Source organism: Streptomyces sp. CB02261 (assembly GCF_001905665.1).
Classification (GTDB): domain Bacteria; phylum Actinomycetota; class Actinomycetes; order Streptomycetales; family Streptomycetaceae; genus Streptomyces.
On the sequence record NZ_LIVX01000006.1, the window covers coordinates 464,089 to 481,891 of the forward strand.

The following is a 17,803-nucleotide window of genomic DNA, read 5'->3' on the forward strand; positions in this document are numbered from 1 at the left end:
GGGCGTGTCAGGCGGTGAGCCAGGCGAGGGCGCCGGAGAGGTGGGCGCGGAAGGCGGGGTCGCGGTACGCCTCCGGGGCGTGCCCGAGAGCGGTGAAGAGGACCCGTCCCCGGTCCACGTCCCGGCACCAGACGAGCGGGTGGTCGTCGCCGTGGGTGCCGCCCCGGTAGGTGGACTCGTCGGCTCGGGCGAGGATCCGTACGCCGTCCGCACCCCTCGGGTCGGAGGTGAAGTTGTACCACTCGTCGGTCCAGGCCCAGCGGTCCGGGAGCGGAGCGGTCGCCGGATGGTCGTGGCCGTCGACGAGGACGACGCCGGGCTGGACCTCGGGGTGGCCGTCGAAGCGGGTGCCCAGCAGCTCTCCGTAGAAGGGCCAGTCCGGCTCGGCGTTCGCGGCGGCGTGGACGGCGAGGAGGGCGCCGCCGCCGCGCAGGTACGCCTCGAAGGCGGTGCGTCCCTCGGGTGTGAGGACGTTCCCGGTCGTGGAGAGCAGCACGACGACGGCGCACCGCCCGAGCCGTCCGGGGGTGAAGACGCCCGGGTCCTCGGTGACCTCGACCGCCCGACCGAGCCCTTGGGCGAGCTCCGTGAGCGCGGCGGCACCGTCGGGGATGGACTCGTGGCGGTAGCCCGCGGTGCGGGTGTAGATCAGGACGTCGGCGGTCGGCGGCACGGGGTGTACTCCAGACGGGCGAAGAGGATGAGCCTGGGGGGCGGTGGGGGCGATGCGCCCGAAAGCGCTTTCTACCAGTCTGGACCGTAGCCACCGGAAACCCCGAGCCGCAACCCCCGCCGATCCGACACACTGCCCCGATGACGCCGATCGACACTCCCGCGGCCTCGCTCACCCGGAAGGCCATCGCCCACGTGGCCGACCGTTCCAGCGGGGACGCCCTCGACCCCTCCCTGCGGGTCACGCTCAACTTCCACCCGCACTTCCTCCACCGGCTCGCGGACGAGGGCGTCTATCGCTCGCAGTTCGTCACGGGCACCGGAAACGGCGGCCTCACCGCCCACCCCGGCGGGGACCGCTGGCGCTGGGAGAGCCGCATCTTCGGCGGGGCGTACGACGAGGCCCCCGCGGACGCACGTCCGGTGTACGGCGCCCTCGACCACCACCGCCGCCCCTTCGGAGCCGCTCCGCGCTTCGGCTCCGCCCATCTGCGGCTGACGGCCGCCACCCTGGAGCGGACGACCTTCTGCTACCCGGACAGCTTCCTGGAGCCCGGCGACTTCGGCGTGGCGTCGCGCATGGGCCTGATCGCCCTCGCCGAGGCGGACGACGCGGACCTGCTCGACGACTACATCGAGGCGCAGGTCCACGGGCCGGTCGCCGTGGCACGCGACGTGGAGGCGCTCGTCCTGGACCCGAGCCACCGGGGCACCGCGGTGGAGGCGGCCGCCCGGCGGCTGCCGTGCCCCGTCGAGTGGCACGGCGGCTTCCGCCTCCCCGTCGCCGAACTGCGTCGGCACCCCGGGTTCCGGGGACCGGAGTGCGTGGAACTGGGCGCCCGGATCGCCGTCGACGGGTGGCTCGATCCACGGATCGTGCAGGAGGCGGCGGGTTCGGGGCGGTACGACCCGCAGGGCGTGAAGAAGGTCTGGCACTGCCTGGCCCGGTTCGGGGCGCCGGTGGTCTGACCCTCTGCCCCGGCGCTCCCGTGCGTTCTGCCGGGGCGGGCCGGGGCCGGCGCGTGATCCATTGTCGTATCGGATACGCGGCTGTATCTTTTGGCGCGCCGCGCCCGCCCCGCCTCCGCTCATCGAGGAGTCGTCATGAGTACCGTGCCTCCTGCGCTCGCCGCCGCCGTCGGGCCGTTGCCCGACGGGGTCGTCCTGCCACTGCCGCCCACCTTCGACTCCGTCGAGGAGGAGCGCCGGTACCGCAAGGAGCAACTCGCCGCCGGGTTCCGGATCTTCGGCAGGTTCGGCTTCTCCGAGGGGGTCGCCGGGCACATCACCGTCCGTGACCCCGGCGACCCGAACGCCTTCTGGGTCAACCCGTTCGGGATGAGCTTCGGGCAGATCAAGGCCTCCGACCTGATCCTGGTCGACCACGAGGGGACCGTCATCGAAGGACGCCGGCCCGTCAACCGGGCCGCGTTCGTCATCCACTCGCGGGTCCACGCCGCCCGCCCCGACGCGGTCGCCGCCGCGCACTCGCACTCCCTCCACGGCAAGGCGTTCTCCAGCCTCGGCATCCCGCTCGACCCGATCACCCAGGACGCGTGCGCGTTCTTCGAGGACCACGGGATCTACGACGACTACCGGGGCGTGGTGAACGAGACGGAGGAGGGCGAGCGGGTCGCCAAGGCCCTCGGGGGGCACAAGGCGGTCATCCTCAAGAACCACGGGCTCCTCACCGTCGGCCACTCCGTCGCGGAGGCGGTCTGGTGGTTCGTCACCATGGAGCGCTCCTGTCAGGCGCAGCTCCTCGCCATGGCGGCGGGCACCCCCCACCTCATCGACCGGGAGACTGCCCTGCTCACCCGGAGCCAGGTCGGCGGTCACCTCGCCGGCTGGTTCCAGGCACGCCCGCTGTGGGATCAGATCACCGCGTCCGACCCCGACCTCTTCGACTGATCCGGCTGCCCGGGGATCTCCCGGGTCGACGCCTCCAGGAGCGGGGCGAGGAACTGCCGTTCCAGGCTGCCCGGCGGCAGGACCTCCGGTTCCACGTAGCTCTGCGCCAGGCCCCCCTCGCGCAGGGCGATGAGGAGTCGCGCGAACCGGTCGGCGTCCACCGTCAGTTCGCGCCCCGCCCGCCGCAGCACGAGCGTGAGGCCTCGGGCGATCTCGGCCCGCAGCCGCTCGTCGTGGCGGGCGAGCACCCAGGCGGCCTGCGGGTCACGGATGGCGTGCAGGGTGAACTCGGTCGTCACCAGGTACCAGTCCCGCTCGTCCGGCTCGACGCGGGCGGCGAGTTCCGCGAGCCGCGTGAGGGTGTACTCCTCCACCGACAGCGCGTCGATCGCCTCGGCCAGCCTCCGCACGGTCCGGTCGCTGTGCTCGTCGAAGAGAGCCAGGAAGAGTTCCTCCTTGCTCGCGAAGTTCGAGTAGTACGCGCCTCGGGTGTAGCCGGCCCGCTCGCAGATCTGCTCGATCGTCGTCGCGTGGAAGCCGTGCTCGGCGAAGGTCTCCAGGGCGGCCTTCAGGAGCGCCGCGCGAGTACGGGGCCGCCGCCTGGTGACACCTTTCGGCACGGGTTCTTCCTCCTTCGTCGGGGCCGCTCCTGCGGCGGACGCCCACCCTACCGGCGGCCCCATCCCGGGCACGGACGAGCACCGGAAGATAAAATTCCAGTCATGGGAGAGCATCCCGTCGCGCCCGCGGCGCCTGATCTGGTCATCGAGATCGACGGGGACGCGACACGTATGGAACCGGCCCGCGTCTATCGCGTCGGACGGGACCCCACCAGCGACTTCGTCCTCGCGGACGCCCGTGCGTCCTGGCACCACGCGGTGCTCAGCGCCACCGGCGGCCGCTGGACCCTGGCGGACGAGGGCAGCACGAACGGCACCTTCACGGACGGCCTCCGGGTGGACGGACCCCGGGAGGTGCGCCCCGGAACGGTCGTACGGTTCGCCCACCCGGAGGACGGACCGCGCGCGGTGTTCTCGGCGGCCGCCGCTCCGACGGGACCGGGACCGGCGGAGGCGCCTGCCGAGACCGGCCAGGGCCAGGCGGTGCCCCCGGTTCCGCCTCCGGCAGCGTGGGAGACGCCCGCCGTTCCGGAACCGCCGGCCGCACGGCCGGACACCCCCGCCGCGCCCCCTCCACCCGCCGCCTGGGACGCCCCCGCCGCACCGGAACCACCCGCCGCCTGGGACGCCCCCGCACCACCGGAACCACCGGCCGTACGGGACACCCCCGCCGCGCCCCCTCCACCGGCCGCCTGGGACGCCCCCGCCGCCGCACCGGGACCGTCCGCCCCCGCGGAGCCCCGCGCCGTACCGGAGCCGCCGCCACCGCCGCCCCGGCCCGAGCCCCCGCCGCCCGAGCCCTCCCCGCGACCGCATCTTCAGCCCGAGGCCGCCCCGGCGGCGGAAGCCGAGCCGACGCCGTCCGGAGCGCCCCCCCGGCCTCCCTCCGTCTCCCACCCCGCCGCCACGGGGACCTTCCGGCGGCCGACGTCCGTGCGGCCGCTGCCCGCGCACACCATCCGTATCGGCCGCGCCCCCGAGAACGACGTCATCGTCTCCGACCTCGTCGTCTCCCGGCAGCACGCCGAACTGCGGGCCCATCCCGACGGCACGTACTGGATCCACGACCTCGGCAGCCACAACGGCACCTTCCTCAACGGCGCTCCCGTCGTCGACGCCCGGGTGACACCGGAGGACATCGTCGGCATCGGCCACTGCGCGTTCTGCCTGATCGGCGGGCAGCTCGTCGAGTTCACCGACACCGGCGAGGTCTCCCTCGACGTGCAGCAGCTCGCCGTCACCCTCGACCACGGACGCCGGACACTCCTCGACGAGGTGTCCTTCCCCGTGGGCCAGAAGTGCCTGCTCGGGGTCGTCGGGCCGTCCGGCGCGGGCAAGTCGACCCTGCTCGGCGCGCTCACCGGCCAGCGCCCCGCCGACCGGGGCACGGTGCTCTACGACGGCCGTGACCTGTACCGGGACTACGCCGAACTCCGCCAGCGCATCGGGCTCGTCCCGCAGGACGACATCCTGCACCTCCAGCTCACGGTGCGCCGGGCCCTCGGTTACGCCGCCGAGCTGCGCTTCCCCGAGGACACCGTCCCGGCCGAGCGGCGGGCACGGGTGGACGAGGTGATCCGCGAGCTGGGGCTCGTGGAGCGCGCGGAGCAGCCGATCCACAGTCTGTCCGGCGGCCAGCGCAAGCGCGTGAGCGTCGCCCTGGAGCTCCTCACCAAGCCGTCGCTCCTCTTCCTCGACGAGCCGACGTCAGGCCTCGACCCGGGCATGGACCGGTCCGTGATGCACATGCTGCGCGGGCTCGCGGACGACGGGCGCACGGTCGTCGTGGTCACGCACAGCGTGCTCAGCCTCGACGTGTGCGACCGGCTGCTCGTGCTGGCGCCGGGCGGCCGGGTCGCGTACTACGGGCCGCCCGGCGACGCCCTCGGCTTCTTCGGTTTCGACCAGTGGCCGGAGGCGTTCGAGGCCTTCGAGAACGACCGGGACCGCGACTGGGCCGGCCAGTACCGCTCCTCGCGCTTCCACCGCCGCTACATCGAGGACTCCACGGCCCGCCCGGTGGTACCCGTGCCCGGGACCGGGACCGGTCCCGTGTCCGGGGCCGGTGCCGCCCCGCCGCCGGAGCCGGCCCCGCCCCCCAAGGCGCAGAGCTGGGGCTCCCAGCTGCGGACGCTCGTACGGCGGTACGCGGCGGCGCTCTCCGCCGACCGCACCTTCCTCGTCATCATGATCGCGCTGCCGTTCGTGATGGGGGCGATGGCCAGAGCTCTGTCCGAGGGCAGTCTCAACGCCGAGTCCTCGCTGAACGTCCTGCTCATCCTGTGTGTGGGCGGAGTGCTCACGGGCGCGGCGAACGCCGTGCGCGAACTCGTGAAGGAACGCACGATCTACCGGCGCGAGAGAGCCGTGGGCCTGTCCCGTTCCGCGTACCTCGCCTCGAAGGTGGTGGTCCTCGGCCTGATCACGGTGGTGCAGGCGATCGTCCTGACCCTGGTGGCGCTGATCGGCGTGCCGTTGAACGTGCCCGGCGGGAAGGGCGTGCTCCTCCCTCCGCTCGTGGAGATCACGCTGGCCGTCGCGCTCCTGTCGTTCACGGCGATGATGCTCGGTCTGCTCGTCTCGGCGCTGGTCCGCAAGGAGGAGGTGACGATGCCCCTGCTCGTCCTCCTCGCCATCGTGCAGGTGGTGTTCTGCGGGGCGCTCCTGACCGTGCGGGGCACGCCCGTCCTGGAGCAGCTGGCCTGGCTGGTCCCCTCGCGCTGGGCGTTCGCGGCGATGGGCGCGACGATCGACATCGGGAAGGTCGCGCCGACCGACAAGACGACGGATCCGCTGATGAACCACACGGCGGAGGCCTGGTTGTTCGACATGGGCATGATGGTGCTGCTCTGTCTCGTCCTCGGCCTGGTCGTGGCCCGGCTGCTGCGCCGCCACGAGCCGGTCGTCATGCGGAGGTAGGCCGTGAGCGTCCCCGTACCCGAGTACCTGCCGGACTTCCGGCCCACCCACGTCGTGCCGCGGGCCGGTCTCGACGCGTGGGAGGCGCCGGATCCCGCGCTGCCCACGGTGCCGCTGGACGCGTTCCTGCCCGTGCGGTTGGAGGAGCGGGCCGGTGACTGGGGACGGATCCAGTGCTCCAACGGCTGGACGGCGTGGGTCGACGCCCGCCTCCTCGTCGCCGTTCCCGACGACCCTCCGGCGGCGGGCCGGCCGCTCACCAGGACCGCCGATCCGCGCCCGCTGATCGCCCGCGCGGAGGACGCGCTCGGCCGCTACCGGCGCGCCGCCGACGAGCTGGGATCGGGCCGCCTGGACCGCGAGCACTTCCGGCTGCGGACCCGGGGCCTGCGGGTCGGCATGGTCGTCGACGGCGAGTCGGTGTGGTTGTACGACGCGGAGCACGAGCGCTGGGTGTACTGCGACGGCGTCGGACTCCACACGTACGCCGCTTCGGCCGCGCCCTCGGCCGTCTCCTCCCCCGCCGCGGGACCCTCGCCGTCCGAGAAGTCGAGGAACGAACGGCCCGACCCCGCCCCTCCCGCGCACGAGCCGACCCAGGTGGTGGTGCGGGGCGACCCGTCCGCCGCCGCGGGGCCGCCACCGACCCAGGTCGTGCAGCGCCCGACCGCCGGACCGGCCGGTGAGGACGGATGACGGGCGTGCCGCGGGACGACCCCGAGCTGCCCGCGGGCCGCCCTTCGGGGCTTCTCGGCAAGGAGGTCGCCGGCTACCGCGTGGAGGGCGAGATCGGGCGCGGCGGGATGGCGGTCGTCTACCGGGCGCGGGACCTGAAGCTCGGCCGCACGGTGGCGCTGAAGCTGCTGGCGCCCGAGCTGGCCCGCAACGACACCTTCCGCAAGCGCTTCGCGCACGAGTCGCGCGTGGCCGCGTCCATCGACCATCCGCACATCGTGCCGGTCTTCGAGGCGGGCGAGACGGAGGGCGTGCTGTACATCGCGATGCGGTACGTGGCGGGGCAGGACCTGGTGGCGCTGCTGGACCGCGAGGGGCCGCTGCCGCCCGCGACGGCGGGGCGGATCGCCGTGCAGGTGGCGTCGGCCCTGGACGCGGCGCACGCGCACGACCTGGTGCACCGGGACGTGAAGCCCGGCAACATCCTGGTCGCCGAGGGCACGGACCGCGACCACCCGGAGCACGTGTACCTCACGGACTTCGGGCTGACGAAGAAGTCGCTCTCGCTCACCGGCTTCACCACGGTGGGCGAGTTCGTCGGCACGCTCGACTACGTGGCGCCCGAGCAGATCTCCGGGAAACCGGTGGACGGCCGTTGCGATGTGTACAGCCTGGCGTGCGTGGTGTTCGAGACCTTGGTGGGAGCGCCGCCGTTCCGCCGTGACACCGACTGGGCGGTGCTGTGGGCGCAGCAGTACGATCCGCCGCCGCCGCTCTCCGAGGTGCGGCCGGGTCTGCCGGAGGCGGCGGACGCGGTGTTCGCGAGGGCACTGGCGAAGACGCCTGAGGAGCGGTACGGGACGTGCCTGGAGTTCGTCGCCGAGCTGCGCGGTGCGCTGACCTCCGGCAGGGACGGGGGCGGGCAGGGGTCCGTGGTGAAGAAGGGTCCGGAGCCTCTCGGCCCACCGCCGGACCCACCGCTGTGGGCCCGCCCGGTGTTCCGCGACCTGGATTCGGGGAGTTGACGTTCCGGGAGCTGCAGTCACCCGAACGACGAGGAAGACCGGGACGCATGCTCCCCGGGGTCACGTACGGGGCGGCGAGGGTGGTGGTGCGACCTCGCCCTTGCGGTGGACCCGGGTGGCGAGGAGCCCGCCGAGGAAGCCGAAGAAGAGGCCCCAGAGGAGGGCGAGTCCGGTGGTCTTCCAGATGTGGGGGCGCAGGACCACCTCGCCGCCGAGGGAGTCGAGGTCGCCGATGCCGAGGATCGAGAGGCCGAAGCGGGCTTCGACCAGGGTGAGCGGGGCGACGACCAGCAGGGTCAGGGCGAACGCGATGCCCAGGTGCAGGGCGTGCTGCCAGGGCCGGATCCGGGCCGGGGAGCGGACCGCCGCCGTGAAGGCGGCGGCGAGGACCAGGACGGCGGCGATGGGCAGCAGCCACCAGGCCCGGCCGTCCTGGGCGGCGAGCGAGTTCAGGTCGATGGTCGAGAGGTCCGCGGTGTCGCCCGAGCCACCGCCCTGGCGCAGTACGGCGTCCAGGATCTGCGGCATGGGAAGGCCGAAGGGGCCTTCGACCCGGCCCTCCCAGGAGCCGCCGATGCCCACGCCGAGGGCGAGCCAGGCGACGTTCGGCAGACCGAGCAGGAGGACCGCGAGGGTCTCGGTGGCGTGACCCTTGGTCGCCGCCACGACCAGGCCGATGAGGAGGCCGGCGGCCACGTACGCGAGCACCAGCAGGAGCATCGCGTGGGCCGCGGGCCTGACGGCTTCCTGATGGCGGACGAGCCGGGGCGGCAGCGGGGCCCTGCGGGAGACGAGGAGCGCGACGACCAGCACGCCGAGGATCCACAGGAGGCCGTAGAACAGGGTGGGCCCGAGGTCGGTGCGGAAGCCGACGGTGGGGTTCACGGCGTCGAGGAGCTCTCCGAAGAGGTCCGTGAGGTCTCCCGTCGGCTCCCCGCCCCCGATGGTGATGCGGAAGTCGTGCCGGGCGAGCGCGGAGAGCCCCGCGAGGGCGAGCAGCCAGAGGACGACGGTGCTCGCGGCGCGCAGCAGGAGTTCCCGGGGTTGCGTCACGGCGTGGTGGCGCAGCGGACGCAGGAAGCAGAAACCGGTGACCAGTGCGCCCACCAGGGTGACGGTCAGGGGCATGGCGGTCAGTTCGCCCTGGGTTCCGGCGAGGGCCCCGGCGTCGCCGGCGAGTTCGACCTTGCCGCCCACGGCCATGACGACGACCGCTGCGAGGACGGCGGTGAAGCCGCCGGGCAGGTCGCCCGCGCCCGCGGCCCAGAGGCCGAGGCCGGCCGTCACACCCATCGCCAGGTACCCGGCGACCACAGCCGCCAGGGCCTGCAGGGCGATGCGGGCCAGGGGCCCGGTGGAGGTCGCGGCGGGCCGCGTGGAGGAGGGGGGCGGGCTGCTCACGCTGACCACGCTAGTACCGGTGCCGGTGGGGCGCTTGCGGACGGTGGAGCGGCCGCGCGGGCCCCCTGCCGGGCGGAGCACTCCGGCCCGAGCCCCTCCGCTTGCGGGCGGGCACCGTTCGGCGCACACAATGGGCCCGGAACGGAAGAAAGGGAAAAACGTGACTTCCCACCCGCCGTCCGGCCCCCCGTCGGTTCCTCCCTCAGGTCCCCCCTCCGGCCCCCTCTCGGGCCGGAGCACCCGCCCGGGGACCGCCGGCCCGCCGCCGCCCCCCGGACCTCCCCATGACGGTTCGGGGGGAGGCCGTGGCGGCGGCGGTTCCTCCGGTGGCTCAGGCGACGGAGGCGCCGGACGCTCGGGCTCGTCCCGCAGCGACGGCCCCGGCAAGGGCCCCTGGTGGCGCTCCGTCCCGAAGGTCGCCTCGGTCACCGCCGTCGTCGTGGCGGCAGCCGCCCTGGCCGTCGTTCTCACCAACCGCCCCGACGGCGGAGGCGGGACCGGGGCCTCCGGCGGTGGCGAGGTCTTCCTCCAGAGCGCCGCCGCCGCGGGACCCGACCCGTTCACCCAGTCGACGGCACGCACCGGCGGCGCCTCCGCCTCGCCGGCCTCGCTGCCGCCCCCCGCCTCGTCGGCCACCACCAGGGAGATGTCGGGTTCGACGCCCGGCCTCTACGGCGGGACGCGGTCGGTGGCCAGCTGCGACGTGGAACGGCAGGTGCGCTACCTCTCCGCCGAGCCCGCGAAGAACACGGCCTTCGCCTCGGTCGCCGGCGTGGCCCCGAACGAGGTGCCGGCCTACCTCCGCTCCCTGACCCCGCTTCAGCTCCGCGCCGACACCCGCGTGACGAACCACGGGTTCCGGGACGGCGCCGTCACCACCTACCAGGCGGTGCTCCAGACCGGGACGGCGGTCCTGGTCGACAACAGAGGGCTGCCCAGGGTGCGCTGCGCCTGCGGGAACCCGCTGACCGATCCGGTGCCGCAGAAGGAACCGCGGACGAGGGGGACGCCGTGGCAGGGGTTCAGCACCTCCCGGATCGTCGTCGTGGAACCCTCGGTGAAGGTCGTGAACGTCTTCGTCGTGCACGACCCCGAGAGTGACAAGTGGTTCGCGCGGAAGCACGGCGACACGGGCCGGCAGGACAAGCCGACCCCGCCGCCTCCGCCGCCCACCGCACGGCCCTCGACCTCGGCGTCGACGTCCCCCTCCACCTCGGCCTCGTCGTCGCCCTCCGCCTCCCCGTCGACGTCCACGTCCTCGCCGCCGACGTCCCCTTCGGACACGTCTCCCTCGACGAAGACGTCCCCGCCCGACTCGTCGCCCACGACCGAGACGTCGGAGCCGGAGTCGTCGCCCGCGACGGAGAGCCCGGCGGATCTGACCACCACCGGTGGGGCGACCGACCGGTCGGCCTCGGTCGGCTCTCCGGCGACCGTCTCGCCGCTGTCACCGCCGGCCGGCCCGGTGACGACCTCGGGCTCGAGCCCCGCCACCCTGCCGGCGTCCTGACGACGGACGGCCGGACCGGAGTCCCCTCCGGTCCGGCGTCGGGTGGGTTCCCGCGCATTAATCGGGATGCCCGCGCGCGAGGGTCCGTGTACGGTCCACCGAGTGGAACCTCTGACCGACAAACAGATCCGTTCGTCCTTCGTGAACTGCACGAAGGGTGAGGCGGCACGTCTGAAGCTGCCCCTCGACTTCGCCGAAATCCCCTGGGGGGACCTGGACTTCCTGGGCTGGGTCGACCCGGGCGCGCCGCTGCGCGCGCACCTGGTCGTCCCCCGCGCGGACGGGCCGGTCGGGGTGACCCTGCGCGTGCCGGCCGCCGGCCGGACCAGTGCCGTGAAGTCGAGCATGTGCCAGGTCTGCCTGACCGGTCACGCCTCCTCGGGCGTCACGCTTCTCGTGGCGCCCCTCGCGGGCAGCCGTGGTCGCGAGGGGAACACGGTCGGCATCTACCTCTGCGCCGACCTGGCCTGCTCCCTGTACGTCCGGGGGAAGCGGCTGCCGAAGCTGCGCGGCCGGCGCCATGAGGAGTCGCTGACGCTCGACGAGCAGGTCGCCCGTCTGACGGGCAACCTGGACGCGTTCGTCGACCGGGTGACGGCGGGCTGAGCGCGCGGGGCGGGTCGGCTGGGCCACTTCGGCGGACCGGCCGGCTCAGCTGGCCGGCCCCTTCAGCGGACCGGCCTGCTCAGCGGAAGGCCTGCTCGCCGGTAAGCGCCTTGCCGATGACCAGGGAGTGGACCTCGCTGGTGCCCTCGTAGGTGAGCACCGACTCCAGGTTGTTGGCGTGGCGCAGCACCGGGTACTCCAGGGTGACGCCGTTGGCGCCGAGGATGGTGCGGCACTCCCGGGCGATGGCGATGGCCTCGCGGACGTTGTTCAGCTTGCCGACGCTGACCTGCTCGGGGGTGAGCGCGCCCGCGTCCTTGAGCCGCCCCAGGTGGAGGGCGAGCAGCATGCCCTTGCCGAGTTCGACGGACATGTCGGCGAGCTTCTGCTGCGTCAGCTGGTACGAGGCGAGGGAACGGTCGAAGACGATCCGCTCACGGGCGTACGAGATGGCCGTCTCCAGGCAGTCCCGGGCCGCCCCGAGGGCGCCGAAGACGATGCCGAAGCGGGCTTCGTTGAGGCAGCCGAGGGGACCGGAGAGGCCACGGGCGTCCGGCAGCATCGCGTCGGCCGGGAGGCGTACGTCCTCCAGGACCAGTTCGCTGGTGACGCTCGCCCGCAGGGAGAGCTTGCGCTTGATCTCCGGGGCGCTGAAGCCGGGGGTGCCGGCCGGGACGAGGAATCCGCGCACGCCGTCCTCGGTGCGGGCCCACACGACCGCGACATCGGCCACGGATCCGTTGGTGATCCACATCTTGGTGCCGTTGAGGATCCAGTCGGAGCCGTCGCGCTTGGCATTCGTCCGCATGGCGCCCGGGTCAGAACCGGCGTCGGGCTCGGTGAGGCCGAAGCAGCCGATGTACTCGCCGGCCGCCATCTTCGGCAGCCACCGCTGCTTCTGCTCCTCGGAGCCGTACTTCCAGATCGCGTACATGGCGAGGGAGCCCTGCACGGAGACGAGGGAGCGCAGGCCCGAGTCGACGGCCTCCAGTTCCAGACACGCGAGGCCGTACGCGACGGAGTCGGTGCCCGCGCAGCCGTAACCCTCCAGGTGCATGCCGAGCACTCCGAGGGAGCCGAGGGTGCGGGCGAGCTCGCGGGCGGGGATCTCGCCCTTCTCGAACCACTCGGCGATCTGTGGGCGCAGTTCGCGGTCGGCGACGGCGCGCACGGTGCTGCGGATCTCACGCTCCTCGTCGGTCAGCAGTCCGTCGACGGCGAGCAGGTCGAAGGGGTGGACGGGAGCGGAGCTGGACTGCGGCGACTTCACGGACGGCCTCCTGGCGGCTGTGGCGACTCGGCGTGCCGAAGCGTAGCGTCAGATCGGATATTGGATCCAGTATTGAAAATCCCATATCTGGCCCGTACGGTCCGACTGGATCCGATCGCCAGCGAGGGAGAGCGGAATGCGCGCAGATCAGCCGGGGCCTCCTGGATCGCCCGAGGCGCCGGGGACGCCGGACGGCGGCGCCCTCTCCGGGATCGTCGTCGCCGACTTCGGCCGGGTGCTCGCCGGGCCGTACATGACGATGCTCCTCGCCGACCTGGGCGCCGACGTCATCAAGATCGAGCGTCCGGGCTCGGGCGACGACACGCGCGCGTGGGGACCCCCGTTCGCCGACGGGGAGGCCACGTACTTCCTCGGGGTGAACCGGAACAAGCGCTCCGTCGCCCTCGACCTCACGGACCCCGAGGACCTGGCGGCGGCGCGCGCGATCGTGGACCGCGCGGACGTCCTGGTGGAGAACTTCCGCCCCGGCACCATGGAGAAGCTCGGCCTCGCCTACGAGGACGTACGGGCGACCAACCCCGGGCTCGTCTACTGCTCCGTGACCGGGTTCGGCACCGCCGAGGGCGCCCGGCTGCCCGGCTACGACCTGCTCGTCCAGGCCATGGGCGGCCTCATGAGCGTGACGGGCGAACCGGGCGGCCAGGGGACGAAGGCCGGGGTCGCGCTGGTCGACGTCATCACCGGGCTCCACGCGGGGCTCGGCGTCCTCGCCGCCCTCCGCCACCGGGAGCGCACCGGCGAGGGCCAGCGGGTCGAGGTCTCCCTCCTCTCCTCGCTCCTCTCGGCGCTCACCAACCAGGCGGCCGCCCACCTCGGGGCCGGGGTCGTACCGCGCGCGATGGGCAACAGGCACCCGAGCATCGCCCCGTACGAGGTGTTCGAGGCCCAGGACCGGCCGCTGGTCCTCGCCGTGGGCAACGACCGGCAGTTCGGAGCGCTCTGCGAGCGGCTGGGACTGCCGGAACTCGGCGCGGACCCCCGGTTCGCCACCAACACGGCCCGGGTCGCGCACCGGGAGGAGCTGGTCGAGGCACTCGCCGGGCCGCTCGGCTCCCGTACCGCCGACAGCTGGTTCGAGGAACTCACCGCGGCGGGCGTGCCGTGCGGGCCCATCAACGACCTCGCCGCCGCCTTCGACCTCGCCGACCGGCTGGGGCTCGCGCCAAAGGTCCCGGAGTCCGCGGCGGGCCCCGGTCAGGTGGCCCACCCGATCCGGCTCGGCGCGACCCCGCCCGCCTACCGCTCCGCTCCCCCGCGCCTGGGCGAACACACGGACGGTCTGCTGGCGGAGCTGGGACGGCCCGTCCACAGGGGCTCAGCGGCGCACCGACGCGCATAGGAAGATGGTCGGCACCGGCGCAGGAATGCGCGGGTGGGCGACGCGAGGGAACGGAAGGTCACAGGCGATGAGCAGCGCGGTGCGGAAGAGGCGGCCGCAGACCGCCCAGCAGTTCGTCCTCGAGGAGCTGCGGCGCGCGATCACCACCGGGGAGCTCAGGCCCGGTGGCCAGATCCGCCAGGACGCCCTCGCGGCCCGGTTCGAGGTGAGCCGGGTGCCGCTGCGCGAGGCCCTGAAGGCCCTGGAGGCCGAGGGCCTGGTCGTCCATCACATACACCGGGGGTACTTCGTCGCGGAGCTGTCGCTCGACGACCTGGAGGAGATCTACCGGATCCGGGAGCTCCTGGAGACCGAGGCCGTGCGCATGGCCGTCCGGCGGATGCCGGAGGGTACGGTCGGCACCCTCGAACGCATCCAACGGGAGGTGGAGCGGGCCGCCGACGAGGGTGACGTGCCGGGGATGGCGGCGGCGAACCGGCTCTTCCACTTCACCCTGATCGAGGCCTCGGGCATGCCGCGCCTGGTCCGCCTCATCGCCACCCTGTGGGACTCCACCGACGCGTACCGCTCGCTCTACTACACCGAGGGACCGCACCGGAAGCAGGCGGTGCGCGAGCACCGCGCGGTGATCTCCGCGCTCCGTCACGGCGACGAGGAGGCCACGGTCCGCTGGCTCGACGAACACCGTGCGCACGCGGTGGCGGCACTGCGCGAGGTCCTGGACCTGGACCGGGGCATCGAGGACCGAGCCGGCCGAGACTGAGGCGGCGGAGAGACTGAGTCGACGGGCCCCACCGGCAAAATCGGATGCCGGGGTCACGGCTCGGCGCCTAGGCTCCCGGGCATGGGACACGGGGGTCTGATCAACATCGTCGACGTCGAGGCGACCTGCTGGGAGGGCGAGCGGCCGCCGGGCGCCGTCAGCGAGATCATCGAGATCGGACTGACGGTGGTCGACCTCGACGCGGGCGAGCGGGTGTCCCGGCACGGGATCCTGGTCCGCCCGGCCCGCTCGCGCGTCAGCGCGTTCTGCACCGAGCTGACCGGGCTCACCCAGGCGCAGGTCGACACCGGCCTGGACTTCGCCGCCGCCTGCCGGCTGCTCGCCACCACGTACGCGGCGGGTGCGCGGCCCTGGGCCAGCTGGGGCGACTACGACCGGCACCAGTTCACCCGGCAGTGCCGGGCGACCGGCACCGCGTACCCCTTCGGGCGACACCACACCAACGCCAAGGCCGTCTTCACCGACGCGTACGGCCTTCCGAAGCGGCCGGGCATGGCGCGCGCCCTGGAATGCGCGGGGCTGCCGCTCGAAGGACGTCACCACCGGGGCGAGGACGACGCCTGGAACATCGCGGCGCTCGTCCTGCGGCTCGCGGGACGCGGCGCGTGGCCGGAAGCGACGCGGCCGTACGCGTAAGGGGGCGGCGGCGCACCGCACGCGTAAGGGGCGGTCGGACGCGCACGGGGCCGCGGGGCGGTCGGACGCCGCCTGGTCGGACGGCGCAGTTCCGCCGGCGTCCCCCTGAGCACCCGGCGCGGCCCCGGAATCCGCCGGACGATCAGTCGGACGATCAGTCGGACGCGGAATCGTTCCTTCCCCGGCTCGAACGCAGGCCCACGCCGGCCAGGACGAGCAGCACCGCCACCACGGCCAGGGCCCAGGGAGCGCCGCCGTCCCGTTCCGCGCCGTCGGTGAACATGCTCGCGGCGACGAGCCCCAGGAACACGCCCGAGACCAGCCACCCGGTGCCCGCCGGCATCGGCCTCGCGGTGCGCCACCTCCGGCGCGGGATCCACAGCCACAGCAGGCCGGCAACCACGGCGAGGGCCACCAGCCGGGCCGAGACCGCGAACCACAGCGGGCTGTCGTCCGTCTCTCCCGCGCCGAAGACGGTCGTCATGCCGAAGAAGGCGACGGGCACCAGCCAACCGAGCCCCGCCCGCACACCGGCACCCTCCGGAACGCCGGACGCGGCGGGAGCGGCCTGAGCAGCGCCGGAGGTGCCAGGAGCGGCGCCGGAATCCCCCGGCTCGGCGTGAGCGCCCGTTCCTTCCGGTGTGTGGCGCCGTGAGCGCTGAGCCGGGATCGCCGGGAGGGCGGCCGGTACGGGGCGGAGGGCGCGCGAGCGCGCTCGGCGTTCGCGGAGCCCCAGGTCACCATGGAGCTCGACGTGGGCGGCCAACTCGGCCCGCAGCGTGAGCAGCCGGTCCGCCGTCTCGTCGAACTCGGCCCTCCGCAGCGACGCCTCCTCCAGCGCGTCCCGCTCGCGCGCGGCCAGCGTCGCCAGGTGTTCCGCGTGGAGCTGCTCCACCTCGGCGCGCGCGGCCTCGGCGTCCTTCGGCACCTCGGCCAGCTCGTCCCGGAGGCGGATCCGCTCGTTCTCGATGATCTCCTCGACGCGGTGCCGCTCGTCGGCGGGAAGCTCCTGGGGCGCGCGTGCCTCCGCCCGCGCGACGGCGGCCCGCCGCCACTCCATCAGCGGCCGGCCGCGATGCTCCCCGATGCCGTTGATGTGGACCTTGCGTCCCTGCGTGCGGTGGATGTACAGCACCTCGCCCCCACGACCGCTGGGGGCCTTGCCCCAGCTGACCCGCCGGAAGTCGGCGGCCGTGGTGATCCCCTGGGCGGCGAGGTCGCGGACGAGCCCGCCGCCGATGCCGTTCACCTGGCTCGTGGTCAGGCGCGTACCGCGCAGCGACCGTTCGATCGACTCGCGGCGCAGTACGGCGAGCGCCTGGCGCTCCTTGGCGGCGCGCTTGCCGTCCAGGCCGTTCAGCTTGGCGGTGAGTGACCGTTCCCGCGTGGTCTGCTTCTCGTGGATGCGCTGGAGGGCCTTGCCGCGCCGCGCCTCGGCGCGGGCCCGCCGGCCGGCTTCGCGGTTCAGCCGCCGCAGGTCGGCGAGTTCGAAGGACCGCCGTCCCGCCGAGAGGCGCCGGTGCGCCCCGACCGACTCGACGAGACGGCGGCGCTCGGCGCGCGTCGCGGCCCGGGTGGACGGGGGCGAGATGGTGGTGCTGTCGGTCACGGGCGCTCTTCGGAAGGCAGGAGGGAACGGGTGTCTCATTATCGCCGGTCGTCACCGCTGGCCCTGGGGCGCCCCGGGACCCGCCCGTCGTCACAGCTGGTCCGGGGGCGCCCCGGACCTGCCCCGTGCGGCGCCCGCCGTTACACCGGCCGTGCCTCTCGCCTACCCTGGCGCCGGACGCGAGGAGGAACCATGGGGCGGATGCCGTCGGCCGAACGACGCAGGCAGCTGGTCGAGGCGGCGATCAGGGCGATGACACGGGACGGTGTCGCACGGACCACGACCCGGTCGATCTGTGCAGAGGCCGGGGTGTCGCTGAGCGTCTTCCACTACTGCTTCGAGTCCAAGCAGGCGCTCCTGGAGGCCGCGATCGAGGCGATCACCGGAAACTACGTGACGCGGGTGATGTCGGCGGTCGAGCCGGGCGCCACGCTGAGGGCGACCGTCCGGGGGGCGCTCCAGACGTACTGGGACCATGTCACGGCCCATCCCGGTGAGCACATGCTGACGTACGACCTCACCCAGTACGCCCTGCGGGAGCCCGGGTTCGAGCATCTGGCGCGTGCCCAGTACGAGCAGTACGTCGTCGTGTCCGCTTCTCTGATCGAGCAGGTCCACGCGATGCGGGGTCTGGAGCCGAGGATGCCGGTCGAGACGATCGCCCGGTACCTGGCGGCGGTGATCGACGGCCTCACCCTGCAGTTCCTCGTCCTCGGCGACGACAAGTCCGCGGCGGAGCAGCTCGACCTGACGGCTGATCAGCTGCTCGTCATGATCGAGGGGTGACGGCCCGGGCGGGCCCCGG

16 protein-coding genes are annotated in these 17,803 nt (G+C 73.5%); 11 read left to right on the forward strand and 5 right to left on the reverse strand.

From position 1 onward, the window contains the following. Positions 1–7 precede the first annotated feature (7 nt). Positions 8–673 (reverse strand): ThuA domain-containing protein, encoded by a 666-nt coding sequence (locus tag AMK29_RS22355; RefSeq protein WP_073815663.1) that lies wholly within the window; start codon positions 671–673, stop codon positions 8–10. A gap of 140 nt (positions 674–813) precedes the next feature. On the opposite strand from AMK29_RS22355, the gene AMK29_RS22360 reads away from it, so the two are divergent. Continuing rightward, positions 814–1,641 carry a DUF3626 domain-containing protein gene (locus AMK29_RS22360; RefSeq protein WP_073815665.1) on the forward strand — a complete coding sequence of 276 codons (828 nt, stop codon included), beginning with the start codon at positions 814–816 and terminating at the stop codon, positions 1,639–1,641. A gap of 135 nt (positions 1,642–1,776) precedes the next feature. After that, on the forward strand, positions 1,777–2,583 hold the full coding sequence (locus AMK29_RS22365) for a class II aldolase/adducin family protein (protein WP_073815668.1): 807 nt from the start codon (positions 1,777–1,779) through the stop codon (positions 2,581–2,583). Here the strand turns inward: AMK29_RS22365 and AMK29_RS22370 are convergent. Further along, positions 2,547–3,203, reverse strand: coding sequence for a TetR/AcrR family transcriptional regulator (locus AMK29_RS22370; RefSeq protein ID WP_073815670.1), 657 nt, complete (start codon positions 3,201–3,203; stop codon positions 2,547–2,549). The two genes, AMK29_RS22365 and AMK29_RS22370, sit on opposite strands and share 37 nt — an antisense overlap. A gap of 102 nt (positions 3,204–3,305) precedes the next feature. On the opposite strand from AMK29_RS22370, the gene AMK29_RS22375 reads away from it, so the two are divergent. Genes AMK29_RS22375 through AMK29_RS22385 form a run of 3 tightly spaced genes read left to right on the forward strand, consistent with a single transcriptional unit; the run spans position 3,306 to position 7,822 of the window. After that, positions 3,306–6,122, forward strand: coding sequence for an ABC transporter ATP-binding protein/permease (locus AMK29_RS22375; protein ID WP_073815672.1), 2,817 nt, complete (start codon positions 3,306–3,308; stop codon positions 6,120–6,122). A 3-nt stretch (positions 6,123–6,125) separates the two neighbouring features. Next, positions 6,126–6,818, forward strand: a complete 693-nt coding sequence (locus AMK29_RS22380; protein ID WP_073815675.1) for a hypothetical protein — start codon at positions 6,126–6,128, stop codon at positions 6,816–6,818. Then, positions 6,815–7,822 carry a serine/threonine-protein kinase gene (locus AMK29_RS22385; protein WP_073815678.1) on the forward strand — a complete coding sequence of 336 codons (1,008 nt, stop codon included), beginning with the start codon at positions 6,815–6,817 and terminating at the stop codon, positions 7,820–7,822. Before AMK29_RS22380 ends, AMK29_RS22385 begins: the two co-directional genes overlap by 4 nt. A gap of 60 nt (positions 7,823–7,882) precedes the next feature. Here AMK29_RS22385 and AMK29_RS22390 read toward each other — a convergent pair whose 3' ends face one another. Next, positions 7,883–9,232 carry a streptophobe family protein gene (locus AMK29_RS22390; protein WP_073815680.1) on the reverse strand — a complete coding sequence of 450 codons (1,350 nt, stop codon included), beginning with the start codon at positions 9,230–9,232 and terminating at the stop codon, positions 7,883–7,885. 121 nt (positions 9,233–9,353) lie between these two features. Here AMK29_RS22390 and AMK29_RS22395 point away from each other — a divergent pair, with 121 nt between their 5' ends. Both AMK29_RS22395 and AMK29_RS22400 read left to right on the forward strand, forming a co-directional pair. Next, entirely contained in the window at positions 9,354–10,733 is a 1,380-nt protein-coding gene (locus AMK29_RS22395; RefSeq protein ID WP_443334078.1) for a DUF6777 domain-containing protein, read from the forward strand. 102 nt (positions 10,734–10,835) lie between these two features. Beyond that, positions 10,836–11,339, forward strand: coding sequence for an FBP domain-containing protein (locus AMK29_RS22400; RefSeq protein WP_073815684.1), 504 nt, complete (start codon positions 10,836–10,838; stop codon positions 11,337–11,339). Between the two features lie 79 nt (positions 11,340–11,418). Here AMK29_RS22400 and AMK29_RS22405 read toward each other — a convergent pair whose 3' ends face one another. After that, on the reverse strand, positions 11,419–12,609 hold the full coding sequence (locus AMK29_RS22405) for an acyl-CoA dehydrogenase family protein (protein WP_073815687.1): 1,191 nt from the start codon (positions 12,607–12,609) through the stop codon (positions 11,419–11,421). Between the two features lie 136 nt (positions 12,610–12,745). Here AMK29_RS22405 and AMK29_RS22410 point away from each other — a divergent pair, with 136 nt between their 5' ends. The 3 genes from AMK29_RS22410 (at position 12,746) to AMK29_RS22420 (ending at position 15,389) form a co-directional block, all read left to right on the forward strand. Then, positions 12,746–13,969, forward strand: coding sequence for a CaiB/BaiF CoA transferase family protein (locus tag AMK29_RS22410; RefSeq protein ID WP_073815689.1), 1,224 nt, complete (start codon positions 12,746–12,748; stop codon positions 13,967–13,969). Between the two features lie 67 nt (positions 13,970–14,036). Next, complete coding sequence (locus AMK29_RS22415) at positions 14,037–14,732, forward strand: GntR family transcriptional regulator (protein WP_073815691.1); 696 nt, start codon at positions 14,037–14,039, stop codon at positions 14,730–14,732. An 81-nt stretch (positions 14,733–14,813) separates the two neighbouring features. Further along, positions 14,814–15,389, forward strand: a complete 576-nt coding sequence (locus AMK29_RS22420; RefSeq protein ID WP_073815693.1) for a 3'-5' exonuclease — start codon at positions 14,814–14,816, stop codon at positions 15,387–15,389. A 154-nt stretch (positions 15,390–15,543) separates the two neighbouring features. On the opposite strand, the gene AMK29_RS22425 is transcribed toward AMK29_RS22420, so the two are convergent. Continuing rightward, on the reverse strand, positions 15,544–16,998 hold the full coding sequence (locus AMK29_RS22425) for a DMT family transporter (RefSeq protein WP_073815695.1): 1,455 nt from the start codon (positions 16,996–16,998) through the stop codon (positions 15,544–15,546). A 192-nt stretch (positions 16,999–17,190) separates the two neighbouring features. Between AMK29_RS22425 and AMK29_RS22430 the strand changes: the two genes are divergently transcribed. Further along, positions 17,191–17,784: a TetR/AcrR family transcriptional regulator gene (locus AMK29_RS22430; protein WP_073815697.1), complete on the forward strand. Its 594-nt coding sequence runs from the start codon at positions 17,191–17,193 to the stop codon at positions 17,782–17,784. The last annotated feature ends 19 nt before the right edge of the window (positions 17,785–17,803 follow it).